This window comes from Candidatus Palauibacter polyketidifaciens, from assembly GCF_947581785.1.
In the GTDB taxonomy this organism is placed as follows: Bacteria; Gemmatimonadota; Gemmatimonadetes; order Palauibacterales; family Palauibacteraceae; genus Palauibacter; species Palauibacter polyketidifaciens.
Genome location: NZ_CANPVO010000018.1, coordinates 88,306 through 105,264, shown reverse-complemented (window position 1 = coordinate 105,264; position 16,959 = coordinate 88,306). Strand labels below are relative to the sequence as shown.

The window sequence follows — 16,959 nt, the reverse complement described above, 5'->3', positions numbered from 1 at the left end:
GACCTCACGCTTATCAGGTGTCTCCCAGATGGCGTGAATCCCGGCAAGAAATCGTTTAAGTTCAATTCGGACTGCACGATCTGCCATTTTTTTCGATGGACGATGTCTGGATCTGCCGTGCTCAAATGGCCGGAACAACGGCATCAAATGGCCAGCATTTGGACGGACCAGCACCCGGTCAAGCGGTCGTGTCTCTGCTCGCCGCGGCGGTCTTTCGACCGAGCGTGTTCGCTCGGGGACGATGGCGGCTCGACGCTCGCCACCGCGCCGCCCGATTCGCCTCTGTTGCCCCTTGGGCCTCAACCCGGGCCTCCCCCGCAGGCGGTCGAGATCGTCCCACAGGGTCCCCTCGGGAACCACGCATCGCCGCTTTCGCAGCACCTGCCAAGGCCTCGCGACCCAAGCCGGATGATGATCGGCCGCCTAGACTCCTTCGTTAGCCCGGCTGGCGGGTTTGCACGTATGACTAAGGCGTGGTAACGTTCGGTCAGATACCCGCCGGCAGCGTGCTGTCGGCTCAAGGGCTGCTCCTTTGGAGTGGCCCTTGCTTTTTTGGAGTTGCCCTTGAGGACTCGAGTCTACGTCGACGGGTTCAACCTGTACTACGGTGCCCTCAAGGACACGGCGTTCAAGTGGCTCGACCCCGTCAAGCTCGCCTACCAATTGCTGCCTGGCGGCTACTCCGTCAGCAAACTGAAGTACTTCACCGCCCGCGTGTCCGGGATTCAAGACGCCGGCGCACCAGCTCGGCAGCAGGCCTACGTGAACGCCCTCGCCACCCTGCCCGAGGTCGAAGTTATTTGGGGGACTTTTTTCTCCAAGACGATTTGGCGTCCCTTAAGCAACCTTCCGGTCGCGGGACGGCGGATCCGCACTCCCAACCCTGTCACCATGCCCGCCGGCGATCACTCGGTTTCGGGGCCTACACAGACGCTACCGGTCGGCACGTATCACCAACCCGCCAAGGGGAAGAAGAGGAGGCGAAAACGCACCCGGCCCCACCCGGATGCCGTCGTGACCGAAGTCCATACGATGGAGGAGAAGGGGTCTGACGTGAATCTGGCCGTCCATCTCCTTGTTCCTGGCCTTCACGCAAGCCAGGGCCAAATGCTTCGAACCACGCGCACGGCGCCATGCTCTCTCCCGATATCGAAGATCCTCGCTTCAACGAGCTTCGCGAAGCTCTACCGGCGAGCTGTGCGGACTTGGCGGGGGTGCTGACCTCCGCGACGCCACCTCAAGCGTCGGGTTAGGACCACGACATGCAATTCCTGGCGAATGGCCCCGATGTTCCGGACTCCCTGCTTCGGCAGCATGAGGAGGGACGTGTCGTATTCTTTGCTGGCGCCGGAGTGTCCGAAGGCGCGGATCTTCCAGGCTTTCGCAAATTGGTCAGTCAGTTATTCGAAGCCCTGAATGTAACGCCGAACGATCTCCAGCAACGCGCGATCTCCGACAAGCAGTACGATACGGCCATCCGCCTTCTCGAAGAGAACCATGTCGGTGGCCGTGAAGCCGTCCGTAGGCAGGTGGCAACCATTCTCACCGCGCGGATCCCAGATGCCACCACCACCACACACGACGCATTGCTCACGCTCGGCCAGAATCGAGAGGGGAAGACTCGGCCCATTACCACGAACTTCGATCGTGCTCTGCGCGGGAAGAGCCCGAACGTCAGACATCGGTCAGCGTGAGCGGCCGGGGCGACCGCCCATCGATGTCCGCAAAGCCGTAGTGTTCGGCGAGCGCGGCCGCCACGAGCACCTGTCCGGTCCACCGGCAGACGTCCTGATCGCCAGCCAGAGCGGCCACGGCCCGGCCTATGAACTCGGGGCTCTCCGAGTTGCTGAGGTCGAAGACCCCGGCCGCAAGCACTGCTTCCGTTCGCACGAGGCCAGGGTACAGGGATACGACGGCAACATCATGGTCGCGCAGCTCGACGGCCATATCGGCCGTGAGCTTGTCCGTGGCGGCCTTCGAGACGCCGTAGATCACGTTACCGTGGTACTTCTGCGCTGCCCACTGCGAGACGTTCACGATGAGACCGCGCCGACACGGCATCATCAGCCGTGCGGCATGCTGGCTGGCAACGAATGCGGCCCGTACGCCGACATCCATCATCGCCGCCCAACGCCATAGCGGCTGGTCCCAGAACGGCGCCGACCAGGTGAACCGGCCGTCCTCGACCATGTTCTCGTAACCGCCCCAGGCGTTGTTGACGAGTACGTCGAGCCGTCCCTGCTCGGTCACGATCCGTTCGAACAGGCGGTCGACGCTCTGGTCATCGGAATGATCACAGGCTACGCGGACGATCGCGTCGTCAAGGTCGGCGGTTTCGATGGACCTGCCGCTTGCGTAAACCGTTGCACCCGCGCGGTACAGACCTTGCGCGATGCCGCGCCCCACGCCGCGGCTTGCCCCTGTCACCAGCGCGCAGACTCCGTTCAGAGCTGTCACCCTCTCAGTGCCTGGATGAAAGGACGAACTGGTTGCCGTCCGGATCGCTGAACGTCGCGAAAGTGCCCCACGGTTGCTCTTCCGGCTCGGCGATGAACTTCACACCTCGCTCCGCCAGCTGGCGAAACGTGGCCCGCACGTCGTCGCTCGCAAAGACCACATTCGATGGCGTTCCGACGCGATCTTCCTGGCCGGGAGGGGTGTACAGTACCACGCGGGTGTCCGCTCCCGGGATGCGCAGCTCGATCCAGCGCTGCTCACCGAGTGGCTGATCCGTCATCACGCGGAAGCCCAGCTTGCTTGTGTAGAAATCGAGTGCGGCGTCCTGGTCGTGGACGGGGATTGAAGTGAACTTGATTCGTCGGATCATTGCGGCCCTCCATGGCTTGAAAAAAGTCCTCGCGGGTGGCCGTAGTCAAAGCCAGCCGGTCTGGCGGGGTCAAGGCGTGAACGGTCTGCTAGTGCAACGGTTGCCACATGCCTCTCACGCGGCCAGCTTTGATCGATGGAAATCGACCCCCACGTCATCGATGTTCTTCTGCCCGATCTGGTCGGGCACGATCGGCACCCCAGTGCTTATCTGACCTACCTTTATCTGTATCGGCAGACGGCCGATGAAGCGGCTGAGCTGAGCCTGACGCAGATCGCGGAGGGGACAGGCCTGTCCAAGCGGGCGGTCCAAGCCGCGTTGGCCACGCTGCAACGCCGCGGGCTCGTTGACATCGAGCGGGACAGCATCACTTCCGTCGGCCGCTACGCCGTGAAGCGGCCCTGGCAGAGCTCGCGCTGAAGGGTCCTGGCTCGCGCGGCGTCGCTCGACCGCGCACTACGGGGTGCATGGATAGCATGCGAGGGATGCCGACCCCCGAGCGGCCAACCAGATCGTAGCGTTCATTCACTCCGTCGTCGACCGATCACAGTTTTCTGATCCATCTTTGGACGGTAGCTTGACGTGTCCAGCAAATCGAGGCCGGTTCACCCGGTCGCTTCTGCTCTTGTCCCTTCGTTCATGCCCTCCTCGATGCGGTAGGACGTGACCGGGAAGTGGAGCACCTATCGTCGCCGAATGGCCAACAGTGAAGGATACAAGTGACAGACACAGATAACGATAAGCAGTCGGTCGGCCCTGCAACTCGGCACATCTTCCTCGATACGGAAGTCTTTCGCTCCAATCGCCACGACCTCAACACGGAGATTATGACAGTGCTAGGCGGTTACCTAGCTGACGAGGTCTTCGTGTTGCACACCACGGACGTGACCCTGCGCGAAGTCGGTAGACAGATCCGAACCATGGAGAGCCAGCTGGTTAAGGATCACAATAAGGTCGTCCGTGACCTGACCCGTTGGAACAACCGCTATTTCCACGCCCCTCATCGCCTCCCGGTCCCCGATCCGCTGAGCGAACCGGCCGAACCCAGCAAGGCCTTTCGGGATTTTGAACGGAAACTGCGTCACGAATGGAACGCGCGTGAGCATAGCGCTGCCGACCTCCAGATTGGACCAGTGCTTGACCGGTATTTTAGTGGTCAGGCTCCCTTCGACGAGAAGAACAGCAAGGAATTTCCGGACGCCAGCGCTCTTCTCGCACTCCAAGAATGGTGTGCCGATGCCGACGAGAGTATCTATGTCGTCTCCAGGGACAAGGCGGTACAGCGTGCTGCGAAGGATCTTGACCATCTCGTTGCGATCAAGAGTCTCGATAACCTGTTTCCTCTCGTTACAGCGGCTCAAGATCACGATATCGCTGCGACTATCGCGGCCACGTTCGACGAACCGCCACTCCTGGACGACCTACAAGAGGCGCTATCGGAGCATATCGACAGCGTCGGCGGCCGTTACGATGGCGAGAGATATGAAGGCGACGTCCTCGGCCTGGAAATCGAAGAAATCGAAGAAATCGAAGATGTCACGGTCTTGCGTGTTGATGAGGATCGGGTCTCCTGTCTTGCGCACGTCAGATTGTTCGTCTCCGCAGAAGTTGAATATCAAGACGTATCATACTCCAGTGACGGGTACTATGTTGCTGAGGAATACGGCGTCGCGGAGATCCGGGACAGCATCACTGCTAGGATCTTCGTGCAACTCGAGCGGGACGACCAGGACATTACGCTCTCATCGGCGCAGTTCGGAGCTGAGGACCTGGTCGTTACGGACGACTTCGAGGATGCCTATTACTACCACTGACCGAGCTTGAACCTGCTGACACGGCTGCACACCGTCGGCTCATGGGTCGCGAGGTCGCTCCCCGTCCCGTCGGAGGGAAAACGACCGGGGCTTCATAACCGGGGAGCGTGGGCCCGGGTAGATTTGGTGAAGCAGCGTCCCCTGCGGGGCCGATGCTTCACCGAGCTCGCGCCCTGTGGGGGCGCTCGGTTGAACTACTTGGGCGACTTGGCCGTCCGTGAGGTCGCTCCAGATTCGGAGCCAAGGCTAAGGCTGGGATACCGAGGCGGGAGTCATGGGCCCGGGTGGAGTTGAACCACCGACCTCACGCTTATCAGGCGTGCGCTCTAACCAGGCTGAGCTACGGGCCCCGAAGAAGACCGGCGCGCGACCGTTCCGTGCTGACGGAGGGCCGGGCGCCGGGCGGACTCCATCCTATGGGCGCGGCGCGGTGGGTTCAAGTTTCCTGGGCGCCGGGGATTCCGTCTTCGACGACGTAGCTGGCGCGGGTGGCGATCGGGGCGTTGGGGCGGGTGACGTAGGGCATGACGCGGAAGTCGGTTCGCAAGTGCTGCGGCGTCAGGCGGCAGCGGACGTAGCCGCGCTGGGCGTTGAAGAACTTGATGTGGGGGTTGTGGCTCATGGCGTTTTCGCCCTGGGGGCCGGTGTCGACGCCGTCTCCGCTGGAGGAGATGGACGTTCCGGCGAATTCGGTTCCGACGACCGGAGAATCCGCGCGGTCGAAGTCGAGTTTGAGGTCGTTGACCCAGTTGGTGTGGAGGTCGCCGGTCAGGACGACGGGGTTCGAGGGGCGGCGCTCGTGGAGGAAGGTCATGAGGCGGGCGCGGTCGGCGGGGTAGCCGTCCCATTTGTCCATGGGGAGGGTGAGGGTCTCGGTGCCCTCGAGGAGGCGGGCCATGAAGACCTGGTTCGCGAGGACGTTGTAGCGAGCGCCGGATTGATCCAGGCCGTTGAGGAGCCAGTCCGACTGCGAGGCTCCGAGGATGGTCGCGGACTCGGCGTGTTGTTCGGGGCAGGGGGGTTGGCGGCGGCCTCCGCAGGGCTGGAGGGTGCGGTACTGGCGCGTGTCGAGGACGTGCAGCCGCATCAGCGAGCCGAAGTCGAGGCGGCGGTACAGCTGCGCGTCGGGGCCGGTGGGGAGCGACGTCCGTCGGAGGGGGAAGTGCTCGTACATCGCCTGGAAGGCGGCGGCGCGGCGCGCGAGGAACGCCTCCCGGCTCATCTCCTCGGTGTGGTGCTCGCCGGCCCAGTCGTTGTCGACCTCGTGGTCGTCGGGGGTGAAGACCCAGGGGGCGGCGGCGTGGGCGGCCTGGAGGTCGGGATCCCTTTTATATAGGGCGTACCGCGCGCGGTAGCCGTCGAGCGTGCGCGGTTCCTCGGTGTCGTGGAGGCGCACGAGGTCCGCGTTGTCCGGGTCGCCGGGGCCGCTCTCGTAGATGTAGTCGCCGAGGTGTACGACGAGGGCGGGGGATTCGGCGGCCATGTGGCGGAAGCCGGTGTACCAGCCGCGCTCGTAGTGCTGGCAGGAGACGAAGACGAAATCGAAGCGGTCGGGCAGCCCGCCGGGGGCGGGGGCGGTGCGGGTGCGGCCGGCGGGGCTCGTGGCGCCGGCGGCGTGGAACCGGTACCAGTAGTCGCGTTCGGGGTCGAGGCCGTCGACCTCCACGTGGACGGAGTGGCCGAGTTCGGAGAGAGCGGCGGCTTCTCCGCTGCGGACGACGCTCCGGAATCCCTCGTCCGAGGCGACTTCCCACCGGACGGGGAAGGCGGTGGCGGGGTCGCCGGGCAGGGCGAGGAGGCGGGTCCAGAGGACGACGCCGTCGGCGGCGGGCTCGCCGGAGGCCACGCCGAGTTCGAACGGGAACTGGTCCGCCGACACCGGGCGGGCGGCGCGCGGGCCGAGTTCGCGGCCGCGCACGGAGGCTCCGGGGCCGAACTGCGCGAGGGGCAGCGGGGCGAGCGCGCAGAACGCCGCGGAGCGGGTCCACGCGGCGAGGAAATCGCGGCGCGACGTCACGGCGAAAACCGTCCCTCGAGGGGTTCTCTTCGATTGCCGCCGCCAGCCGTCCGGTCTAGCTTCACTCGCATGAAAATCCGTCCTCTCGGCGCCCTGACGGCGCTCCTCGCGGCCGCGCTCCCGGTCCTCTCCGCCTGCAGCAAGCAGACGGCCTTCGGCGAGGCGAACAGCCTCATCATCCTCGCTCCCGACTCGCTCTCGCTGCAAGTGGAGGAGGAGACCCGGCAGGTCCTCGAACCCACGATCTTCACGAGCCGCGACGAGAAGCAGTACGAGGTGAGCTTCGTCGACCCGGGCCACGAAAACGTCGGACAACTGAAGATGTTCCGTAACCTGATCGTGTTCGGGACGGCGGACGATCCTCTCATGCTCGAGGTGGCGGCCGAGGCGGGCCAGGATCTCTCCGCGCTCGAGCCGGGCCGCGTCTTTCAGGCCTCCAACGTATGGGCACTGGCCCAGACCGTGACGGCGGTCCTGCTGCGGTCCGGCCGCGAAGCCGAGTCGTGGGTGACGGCCCTGCCGTCGGTCCTGAACGCGGTGGACACGAACTACCGCGAACTCGTGCTGCGGCGGATGTTCGCGACGGCCGGCGACACCGCGCTCGTGACGGATCTGGGGCGGCGGTTCGGCTTCTCGATGCTCGTCCCGGAGGTCTACGACCGGATCGCGCGGGATCTCGGCGGGGGCGACAGCCTCGTCATCCTGCGCAACGACAACCCGGACCCGAGCGAACTCATCCGCTCGGTCCTCGTCGCCTGGCGCCCGAACGCGGACTCGCTGACGAGGGAGTTGGCACTGGAGTGGCGGGCGGAGATCGACGGCACGCATTACAACGTCCCACAGCGCATCGACGACTCGAATTCGAGCGTGGTCAGCTTCATGTGGGAGGGCCGTCCGGCGCTGGAAGTGACCGGGGTGTGGCAGGATGAGTCGGGCGGGTTTCCTGCGGCGGGCCCGTTCATCGTCTGGCTGGTCGACTGTCCGGCGCGCACGTACTTCGTCGATGCGTGGCTCTATTCGCCGAACCGGCCCAAGTACGAGTACATGCTGCAGTTGCAGGAAATACTGGGGTCGTTCCGCTGCGTCGACCCCGGCGCCTAGCCGAACGCGGCTGCCGCGGCCGCCAAGGCAGCCGAAGCAGCCAAACCTGACACGCCTGGCCGGACAGGGTCGCCTGGATGCCGTTCGTTCATCTACACACACATAGCGAGTACTCGCTCCTCGACGGCGCGAACCGGATCGACGACCTCATCGACCGCGCGATCGAACTCGGCATGCCCGCCATCGCCCTCACGGACCACGGCAACATGCACGGCGCGTGGGAGTTCCAGGAGAAGGCGCGCGCGAAGGGAATCAAGCCGATCCTCGGCTGCGAGGTCTACGTCGCGTACGGCGACCGCCGGGCCCGCAGGCGGGAAGAGGGCGCCCCGGCCCTCAACGCCCACCTCCTCCTGCTCGCGGAGAACGCCCGCGGGTACTCGAACCTCGTGAAGCTCTCGTCCATCGGGTACACGGAGGGCTTCTACCGCCGCCCCCGCGTGGACCGCGAGATGCTTGAGAAGTATGCGGAGGGGATCATCTGCCTCTCCGCCTGCCTCGCCGGCGAGGTCCCGCGCTACCTGATGCACGAGCGGTACGACGACGCGAAGCGGGCGGCGGAGTGGCACGCGCGGGTGTTCAAGGACCGGTACTGGCTCGAACTCCAGAACCACGGGATTCCGAAGCAGGACATCGTGAACCGGGGGATCATCCAGCTCTCCGACGAACTCGGACTCCCGCTCGTCGTGACGAACGACGCGCACTACATGCGGCGCGAGGACGCGGACGCGCACGACACGCTCCTCTGCATCGGGACGGGCAAGGACAAGGACGACCCCGACCGGCTCCGCTTCCACGGGGAGGAGAGCTACTTCAAGACCGCCGACGAAATGGCGGAACTCTTCCCGGACCTGCCCGGCCTGCTCGCCGAGACGGTGAAGATCGCGGACCGCTGCAACGTCGAGTTCGAGAAGCAGTACCAGCTGCCCGACTTCCCGCTCCCGGACCGCTTCCCCGAACCCATGGAGATGCTGCGCCACGAGGCGACGGAGGGGGCGAAGGCCCGGTACGGCGATCCCCTGCCCGAGGCGGTGAGCGAGCGCCTCGACTACGAACTCGGGGTCATCGAGAACACGGGGTACGCGGGATACCTGCTCATCGTCTGGGATTTCATCGTCGCGGCGCGCGAACGCGACATCCCGGTCGGGCCCGGCCGCGGGTCGGCCGCGGGGTCGATCATCTGCTACGCGCTCGGCATCACCGACGTGGATCCGCTCGAGTTCGACCTCCTCTTCGAGCGCTTCCTGAATCCGGAACGCGTCTCGATGCCGGACATCGACATCGACTTCTGCTACGAGCGCCGCGGCGAGGTCATCGATTACGTGCGCGAGAAGTACGGACAGGCCTCGGTCGGGCAGATCATCACCTTCGGGACGATGAAGGCGCGCGCCGTGATCCGGGACGTGGGCCGGGTGCTCGGCTTCTCGCCCTCGGACACGGATCGCCTCGCGAAGCTCGTGCCCTCGTCGCCGGGGTACTCGCTCACGGTGGCGCAGGCGCGGAAGAAGGTGGGGGAACTCGCCGAGAGCGACCGCGAGGACGCCCAGGTGAAGAAGCTCCTCGACTACGCGGAACGCATCGAGGGACTCGCGCGCCACAGCTCCGTGCACGCGGCGGGCGTCGTCATCGCGCCGGGACCGCTCGACGACTACGTGCCGATCTGCTCGGACTCGAAGAGCGGCGCGGTGATCACGCAGTTCGACATGAACGCGCTCGAGAAGGCGGGCATGCTCAAGATGGACTTCCTGGGCCTGCGCACGCTCACCGTGATCGACGACGCCGCGCGGAACGTGGCGGAACGGCACGGGATCCGCGTGGACTGGGAGGAGATCGGCCTCGAGGACCCCGCCGTGTACGAGATGCTCGCGGCCGGCCGCACGAGCGGCGTCTTCCAGTTCGAGTCCAGCCTCGCGACGGACAAGCTGCGCGCGATGCGCTGCGACCGGTTCGACGACCTCGTCGCCGTCAACGCGCTCATCCGCCCGGGTCCGCTCGACTCCGGGATGACGGACGTCTACATCCGCCGCAAGCGCGGCGAGGCGGTCGAGTACCCGCACCCCGACTTGAAGGAGGTCCTCGAGCCGACGTACGGGGTCATCACCTACCAGGAGCAGGTGATGCGGGCGGCCAACCTGCTCGCGGGGTTCTCGCTCGCCGAAGCGGACGTGCTCCGGAAGGCGGTGGGGAAGAAGGACGCCGAACTCACGGACAAGGTCCTCGGCGAGTTCGTCACGCGCGCGGTCGAGCGCGGGGTGAAGAAGCCGAAGGCGGTCGAGATCGCCAAGCTCATCCGCACCTTCGGCCGCTACGGCTTCAACAAGGCGCACAGCGTCGCGTACGCGCTCCTCTCCTACCGCACCGCGTGGCTGAAGGCGCACTATCCGGCCGAATTCATGGCCGGCCTCCTCTCGTCCGAAATCGGGAGCACGGATGCGGTCGTGTCGTACATCGGGGCGGCCCGGCCGCTCGGAATCCGGGTGCTCCCCCCCTCGGTGAAGGAGTCGGGGTACCGCTTCACGGTCGTCGACGATCCGGAGGATCCGGGGCGGTCGGCGATCCGCTTCGGGCTCGGCGCGATCAAGGGCGTGGGACACTCCGCGATCCGGTCGATTCAGGCGGCCCGGGAGGAGGCGCCGTTCGAGAGCTTCATCGACTTCCTCGAGCGGATCGACCTGCGGCTCAACAACTCGCGCGTGATCCAGGCGCTGATCGGCGCCGGGGCGCTCGACGACCTCGGCGACCGCGCGGCCCTCTCCGCCGGCCTCGAGGTCATGCTCAACGAGGCGCAGCTCCGCCGGCAGGAGGCGGAGAGCGGACAGACGAGCCTGTTCGGGGGCGAGGCGGCGGAGACCCGGCCGGAAATCGAACTCCCGATCGTGTCCGCGTGGAGCGAGCGCGACCGCCTGCGCGAGGAGAAGGAACGCCTCGGGTTCTACATCTCCGGACACCCGCTCGAGCGCTACCGGGATCTCGTCGAGCTGTACTCGCTGGAGGCGAAGACGACGAACCTGCGCGAGCGCCGCGACCGGAAGGTGGAGGTCCCCTGCGTCGTCACCGAGACCTCGGTCCGCACCGCGCGCAAGGACGGCCGGGAGTGGGCGCGCCTCACGATCGAGGATTTTCACGGGACGGCGACCACGCTCGTGTTCGGCGACGTCTGGCAGAAGAACCGCGACCTCCTCACGGACGACCGCCCGGTCCTGATCGCGGGCACGGTGTCGGGCAACTCGCGGGATGACGACGATCCGCCCGTCTTCCTCGACTCCGTGCGTCCGCTGGCGGATGTGCGCGACGAGGGACAGGTGGGGATCCTGATCGAACTCCGCGAGGACGAACAGCCGGAGCCCGGCGCCTTCACGCGGGCCCGGGAGCTGCTGGAGGCGTCGCCGGGTCGCGGCCCGCTCTACCTCGAAGCCGGGCCCGCGGAGCCGGAAGACGAGGCGCGACCCCCGCGCTTCGCGTCGCGAACGCTGCGCGTGGACCCGACGCCGACCCTCGTCGAAGAGCTGCGAGGACTGCTCGGCGGAAGCGGCGTGAGACTGGTCCGGAGTCGCTGACGGTTCGGCGCCTCTCCGGCCCCCCGCTGGCCGGATCACCGTCGGCGGGCCCATTTTGTGCGGGCAGCCGATGTGGGGATGTCGGCTCCGGGACCGAGAGATGATCGCGTATGTCGATAGAACACGAGGGCTTGGCCGAGCTCCGCAGCCATGTGGAGGAGCTTCGGAACAAGGCCAAGGAGAGCGGGATCGACGTGAGCGCCGAGCTGGGGCCGCTGGAAGCCCAGCTCGCCGCTGCGCACGATGAGGCCATGGCCCGGCTCTCGCGTTTCGACCGCGTAAAGCTCGCCCGCAACCAGGACCGCCCCTTCTCGCTCGACTACATCCAGGGCATCGGCACGGACTTCTTCGAACTGAGAGGCGACCGGGTCTTCCGCGACGACCCGGCGATCGTCGGCGGCTGGCTCAAGCTCGACGGCCGCTCCATCATGGTCATCGGGCACCAGAAGGGCCGGGAGATGAAGGAGAACCTGCGCCGCAACTTCGGTTCTCCCCACCCGGAGGGATACCGCAAGGCGAAGCGCCTGCTGCGGCTGGCCGAGAAGTTCGGCCGCCCCGTCATCACCTTCATCGACACGCAGGGGGCGTATCCCGGCATCGGCGCGGAGGAGCGGGGCCAGGCGGAGGCGATCGCCCGCAACCTCGCCGTGATGGCGGGCCTGCGCGTCCCCATCGTGAGCTGCGTCATCGGCGAAGGAGGCTCGGGCGGCGCCCTTGGGATCGGCGTGGCGGACCGCGTCCTGATGATGGAGAACGCGATCTATTCCGTGATCTCGCCCGAGGGGTGCGCCGCGATCCTGTGGCGGAGCCGCGAGCACTCCGACAAGGCGGCGGAGGCGCTCAAGCTTACCGCCCGCGACCTGCAGGATCTGGGCGTCGTGGATCACGTCATCCCGGAGCCCCGGGGAGGGGCGCACACGGATCGGGAGGCGGCGGTCGAAGCGATGGGCGCCGCGATCCGGCGCCACCTGCGGGAGCTCGCGAAGCTGGAGCCGGGCGACCTCGTCGAAGCACGGCGGGACAAGTACTACGCCATCGGCGCCTGGGAGGAGAGGTGAGCGAGGGCCGGCGGCCGCGCCCCGTGCGGCCGCGCCCCCCCCGTCCCGCGCGCCCCGGCGGCGAGCCCGGCAACGGCGCCCCCCCCGGGCGTCGGCCCGGGCCCGACCCCGTGGCGCCCCCGAGTCCCGCCGCGCCCCCGAGCCCCGCGGCGACGCCGGATCCCGTCGCGTCGCAGGGTCCCGCGACGGGCGGACGGAGCCAGATCCTCGAGGTCCAGTTCAAGGGCCTTCGCTCCGACTTCTTCGCCTTCAGCGGCGTCCCCCCGCTGGCCGAGCGGGAGTACGTCGTCGTGGAAGCCGACCGCGGGCAGGACATCGGGTGGGTGAAGCGCGCGGCCTCCGCCAGGGACCTGGCCTGTGAGGGGGGCTGCGACAGCGTGGGCGAACGCGCCGTCCCGCCGCCGTCCCGCCGCGTGATCCGCCGCGCCGCGCCGGCCGACGTCCTGCGGCTGCAGCAGTTGCGCGACCAGGAACTCGAGGTGCGCCGGCGCACCCGCGAACTCGCGATGAAGCACCGGCTGCGGATGAAGGTGAGCGAGGCGGAGTGGCAGTGGGACCGCAACAAGCTCACGGTCTACTTCACCGCGGAGAAGCGGGTCGACTTCCGCGCCCTCGTGCGGGACATGGCCCGCTCCTTCCGCACCCGGATCGACCTCCGGCAGATCGGCGTCCGCGACGAGGCACGCCGTCTCGGGGGGCTCGGCCGCTGCCGCCGCGAACTCTGCTGCCGCTCGTGGCTCACTTCCATCGAACCCGTCACGCTGCAGCTCGCGAAGGACCAGGGCCTCTCCCTCAACCCGAGCCAGATTTCGGGCGCCTGCGGCCGTCTCATGAACTGCCTCCGCTACGAGCACGCCGTGTACGCGCAGGCGAAGAAGCGCTTCCCGCCCGTGGGCCGGACGATCCGGACCGCGAAGGGCCGCGAGGACGTGAAGTCGTGGGATCTGTTCGAGGAGACGGTGTCGCTGCAGGCGGGGGATGGAGAGATCCGCACGATTCCGCTCGCCCAGCTGAAGGACGAGAGGCGCGAGGCGCGGCGCGCCGAGCTGGACCGCCGCTAAGCAGCCCCCGACGAAACCCCGCCACGGACTGCCAGTGTCTCGATTCTATCTCACGACGGCGATCGACTACTCGAACGGCGACCCGCACCTGGGACACGCGATCGAGAAGATCGGCGCCGACGTGGTCGCCCGGTACCGGCGCGCCTGCGGGGACGACGTCCATTTCCTCATCGGGATGGACGAGCACGGGCAGAAGGTCCAGCAGGAGGCGGAGAAGCAGGGATCGGCCCCCGCGGAATGGGTCGACCGGATCGCCGAGGCGTTCCTGGACGTCTGGCGCCGCCTGGGCCTGTCGAACGACGACTTCATCCGGACCTCGGAACCGCGCCACCACCGCGGCGTGACCGCGCTCATGGAGCGGATCGCCGAGAACGGGGACTTCCGCCGCGCGAAGTACGAGGGCCACTACTGCGCCGGGTGCGAAGCCTTCAAGAAGGACGAGGAACTCGAGGACGGGCGCTGCCCGCTCCACCCCGGGCGCGAGATCGAGTGGACGGAGGAGGAGAACTGGTTCTTCAAGCTCTCCGACTACCGGGACACCCTCCTCGAACGCCTGCGGAACGATCCGGACTCCGTGCGGCCCCGTACGCGGCGCAACGAGATCACGCGGCTGCTGGAATCCGGACTCGACGACATCTCCGCCTCCCGCTCCAGGATTCGCTGGGGCGTCCCTTTTCCGGGGGATGAGGGGCATACGGTCTACGTGTGGTTCGACGCGCTGTCGAACTACATCACGGCGATCGGCTATCCGGACGGCGAGACGTTCGGGAAGTTCTGGCCCGCGGACCTCCACATCATCGGCAAGGACATCACGCGCTTCCACTGCGTGTACTGGCCGGCGATGCTGCTCGCGGCGGGCGTGGAGCCGGCGAAGAGCGTGTGGGGGCACGGCTTCATCAAGATCGGCGGGGCCAAGCTCTCGAAGTCGGCGGGAACGGAACTGGGCCTCGTCGAACTCATCGAACGGCACGGGCCGGACGCGCTGCGGTACTTCCTGCTGCGGGAGGTGCCCTGGGACGGCGACCGCGACTACCCCTCGACGGAAGCCTTCATCGAGCAGTTCGACCGCCGCTACACGACGGATCTCGCGAACGACCTCGGCAACCTCCTGAACCGCGTGGTCTCGATGGTCTCCAGGTACCGCGGAGGGGCTGTGCCCCCGGCGCGGGGCGGAGAACTCGCGGACAGGGCGGCGGTCGCCCTCGCGGAGTACCGCGCGGCGATGGAGGGCTACCTGCTGCACAAGGGGCTGGCGGCGGCGTTCGACGTCGTGCGCGCTGCGAACGGGTTCGTGGACGAGACGAAACCGTGGGCGCTCGCGAAGGCGGAGCGCGAGGAGGGCGCGGACGCGGACGCGCTCGACGGGGTGCTGTCGCAGCTCATCGCGGCGCTCGGCGCGGTCGCCGCGATGCTCGCCCCCTTCACCCCGCGGAAGGCCGCCGAACTCTGGGGGACGCTGGGAGGCGACGGATCGCCGCCGGCCTTCGCGCGTCTCGAGCCGTCCGTGGCCGGGCTCCGGACGGTGCGTCCGGGCGGCGTGCTCTTCCCGCGCCCCTGATCGCCCGCCCGCCCGCCTCCCGAGGCCCGCTTCCGCCGCGAACGCTTCCGCCGGAACGCTCCCGTCCCTGGTGGGTAAAACGTTGACACTGGTTGCCGTCCGCGGCTAACTTTAGCGGTCGATGTTGTGGCTGCAGACGGGTCGTTGCCGTGGCGCGGCGACCCGCCGGAAGCTCCTCCTTACGGTTGAAAAACTTGAAAACGCCTTCGTACTGGACGATACAGATACTGCCCGGGAGTGGAGGGCGCGCACGCAGCTACCGCGTGGAGAAACGCCGCGCGAAAGCTGCCGGAATCGCGGCCGCCGTGCTCCTGATGATGGCATCCGCCTTCGTCGCCAGCGTGCTGGGGCGGCAGGATGCGGCGGAGCAGCTTGCGCGCTATCGGGCCGAGAATCGGGAGCTGATCAGCAGCCTGCAGGCGATGGAGCGCCGCAGCGGACAGCTCAGCCGGGCGCTCGACGACCTCTCCGTGCGGGAACAGAGATTCCGGCTCGTCGCCGGCCTTCCGCTGCTCGACCCCGAGGTCTACTCGGTCGGCGTCGGCGGTCCCGGCGGCGTCGATCCGACGAACGACGAGTTCTTCGAGATCGCCCCGGACCTGGCGCGGGAAGCCGGCGATGTCGCGGTCGACATCGATCAGTTGCTGCGACGCGCGGACCTGCTTCGAAGCAGTCTCACCGAGGCGGCGGATTCCCTCGGAACGCAGCGCGAGCGGTACCAGCGCATACCCTCGATCTGGCCGGTCATGGCGGAGGGTTCCTTCCTCTCGTCGGGCTTCAGCCACAACCGGCTGCATCCGCTGCTCGGGCTCCGGCGTCCGCATACCGCGGTCGACATTTCGGCCGATTTCGGAAGTCCCGTGGTCGCGGCGGGGGCGGGGCGGGTCACTTTCGCCGGCTCGAAGAGCGGGTACGGCCGCATCGTCGAAATCGATCACGGCGATGGCTATGAGAGCCGCTACGCCCACCTCGGCCGCATCGCGGTTCGCGTCGGCGAACAGGTCCGGCGTGGCGATATGCTCGGGGAGGTCGGCGTCTCCGGGACGGCCACGGGTCCCAATCTCCACTACGAGGTCTGGGTCAACGGCCGCCCGGTGAACCCGGTCGGCTATTTCCTTGACAGCTACCGCCCCTAGCAGGAGCCTCGTAGATTCCGCCCACTTATCCGGACACCCCAACTGGAGTTCGATTGATGTCGAAGTTGCGTGTGGCTATCCCGCTTCTGGCGATCCTCCCGTTGCTGGCCGCCTGCGGCAGCAGAATCACCGTGCAGGTGACGGCCGACGAAGCCGCGTCCGAAGTGGTGGACGACCTGGAAGTTCAGTTCCTTCCATTCGACCGCGACTCCCTGTTCGCGACCATCATCGCACAGGCCGCGACGCCGGAGCCGGAGATCCCGGCGGACCTCGAGCAGGCGTCCCTGACGGAACAGGAGCTGCGGGACCGGTGGAGCACGGCGGAGTCGAGTTGGAACAACGTCCGTGATTCCATGCGGTCGATCACCACGCGGCTCGACAACCTCGACGACCGCAGCCGGGAGTACCGGGAGCTGTTCGACCGGTTCGGCGATCTCGAGGATCGCGAAGGGGCCCTGAACCGCCAGCGACAGGCGGCGTTCGACGAGTTCAACGAGATGCAGCAGTCCACCCAGCAGCGCGTCGACTCGATCTGCATCGTCATCGACTCCTGGGAGGAAGCGGCGTTCGCCGGGTACGGCGACATCGAGGACGACCTCCTCATGGCGCTTGGAAGAGAAGTGATGGCGGACACCACGGACGCCGATGGCGTCGCGGCGGCGTCGGCGTCCGGCGGGCCCTGGTGGGTCCACGCGCGGGTGAACACCGCGGCCGGCGAACTCTACTGGAACGTGATGATCGACGAGGCCACGTCGGACACGCTGCGGCTGGAGCCGGGCAACGCCGAACTGCGACAGGGTGTGCGTCAGCGCTGCTAGCACCCGGAAATAGAC

At 67.2% G+C, this 16,959-nt stretch carries 14 protein-coding genes and 1 tRNA gene; 11 read left to right on the top strand and 4 right to left on the bottom strand.

What is annotated here, in order from left to right; all coding sequences use genetic code 11:
* Nucleotides 1-564 precede the first annotated feature (564 nt).
* A complete protein-coding gene (locus tag RN729_RS05910; protein ID WP_310782753.1) occupies nucleotides 565-1,221 on the top strand; it encodes a hypothetical protein in 657 nt (218 codons plus the stop codon).
* 41 nt (nucleotides 1,222-1,262) lie between these two features.
* Nucleotides 1,263-1,694 (top strand): hypothetical protein, encoded by a 432-nt coding sequence (locus tag RN729_RS05905; protein ID WP_310782752.1) that lies wholly within the window; start codon nucleotides 1,263-1,265, stop codon nucleotides 1,692-1,694.
* Here RN729_RS05905 and RN729_RS05900 read toward each other — a convergent pair.
* A complete protein-coding gene (locus RN729_RS05900) occupies nucleotides 1,675-2,448 on the bottom strand; it encodes an SDR family NAD(P)-dependent oxidoreductase (RefSeq protein ID WP_343218903.1) in 774 nt (257 codons plus the stop codon). The genes RN729_RS05905 and RN729_RS05900 overlap by 20 nt on opposite strands.
* Before the next feature lie 13 nt (nucleotides 2,449-2,461).
* The gene (locus RN729_RS05895; protein WP_310782750.1) at nucleotides 2,462-2,827 is read right to left on the bottom strand and encodes a VOC family protein; all 366 of its coding nucleotides are present in this window, start codon (nucleotides 2,825-2,827) and stop codon (nucleotides 2,462-2,464) included.
* Nucleotides 2,828-2,962: 135 nt separating this feature from the next.
* Between RN729_RS05895 and RN729_RS05890 the strand changes: the two genes are divergently transcribed.
* Both RN729_RS05890 and RN729_RS05885 read left to right on the top strand, forming a co-directional pair.
* The gene (locus RN729_RS05890; RefSeq protein ID WP_310782749.1) at nucleotides 2,963-3,247 is read left to right on the top strand and encodes a MarR family transcriptional regulator; all 285 of its coding nucleotides are present in this window, start codon (nucleotides 2,963-2,965) and stop codon (nucleotides 3,245-3,247) included.
* Between the two features lie 299 nt (nucleotides 3,248-3,546).
* Entirely contained in the window at nucleotides 3,547-4,641 is a 1,095-nt protein-coding gene (locus tag RN729_RS05885) for a PIN domain-containing protein (protein WP_310782748.1), read from the top strand.
* Nucleotides 4,642-4,916: 275 nt separating this feature from the next.
* Here RN729_RS05885 and RN729_RS05880 read toward each other — a convergent pair.
* Both RN729_RS05880 and RN729_RS05875 read right to left on the bottom strand, forming a co-directional pair.
* Nucleotides 4,917-4,991: transfer RNA gene (locus tag RN729_RS05880), tRNA-Ile, on the bottom strand.
* A gap of 86 nt (nucleotides 4,992-5,077) precedes the next feature.
* On the bottom strand, nucleotides 5,078-6,658 hold the full coding sequence (locus RN729_RS05875) for an alkaline phosphatase D family protein (RefSeq protein ID WP_310782747.1): 1,581 nt from the start codon (nucleotides 6,656-6,658) through the stop codon (nucleotides 5,078-5,080).
* Between the two features lie 69 nt (nucleotides 6,659-6,727).
* On the opposite strand from RN729_RS05875, the gene RN729_RS05870 reads away from it, so the two are divergent.
* The 7 genes from RN729_RS05870 (at nucleotide 6,728) to RN729_RS05840 (ending at nucleotide 16,944) form a co-directional block, all read left to right on the top strand.
* A complete protein-coding gene (locus RN729_RS05870) occupies nucleotides 6,728-7,759 on the top strand; it encodes a DUF4837 family protein (RefSeq protein WP_310782746.1) in 1,032 nt (343 codons plus the stop codon).
* A 77-nt stretch (nucleotides 7,760-7,836) separates the two neighbouring features.
* Nucleotides 7,837-11,313 carry a DNA polymerase III subunit alpha gene (gene dnaE / locus RN729_RS05865; protein WP_310782745.1) on the top strand — a complete coding sequence of 1,159 codons (3,477 nt, stop codon included), beginning with the start codon at nucleotides 7,837-7,839 and terminating at the stop codon, nucleotides 11,311-11,313.
* 110 nt (nucleotides 11,314-11,423) lie between these two features.
* Nucleotides 11,424-12,371, top strand: a complete 948-nt coding sequence (locus RN729_RS05860; protein ID WP_310782744.1) for an acetyl-CoA carboxylase carboxyltransferase subunit alpha — start codon at nucleotides 11,424-11,426, stop codon at nucleotides 12,369-12,371.
* A complete protein-coding gene (ricT, locus tag RN729_RS05855; RefSeq protein WP_310782743.1) occupies nucleotides 12,368-13,432 on the top strand; it encodes a regulatory iron-sulfur-containing complex subunit RicT in 1,065 nt (354 codons plus the stop codon). Before RN729_RS05860 ends, ricT begins: the two co-directional genes overlap by 4 nt.
* A gap of 34 nt (nucleotides 13,433-13,466) precedes the next feature.
* Nucleotides 13,467-14,990 (top strand): methionine--tRNA ligase, encoded by a 1,524-nt coding sequence (gene metG, locus RN729_RS05850; protein WP_310782742.1) that lies wholly within the window; start codon nucleotides 13,467-13,469, stop codon nucleotides 14,988-14,990.
* A 194-nt stretch (nucleotides 14,991-15,184) separates the two neighbouring features.
* The gene (locus RN729_RS05845) at nucleotides 15,185-16,126 is read left to right on the top strand and encodes a M23 family metallopeptidase (RefSeq protein WP_310782741.1); all 942 of its coding nucleotides are present in this window, start codon (nucleotides 15,185-15,187) and stop codon (nucleotides 16,124-16,126) included.
* A 56-nt stretch (nucleotides 16,127-16,182) separates the two neighbouring features.
* Entirely contained in the window at nucleotides 16,183-16,944 is a 762-nt protein-coding gene (locus RN729_RS05840; RefSeq protein ID WP_310782740.1) for a hypothetical protein, read from the top strand.
* Nucleotides 16,945-16,959: the final 15 nt, after the last annotated feature.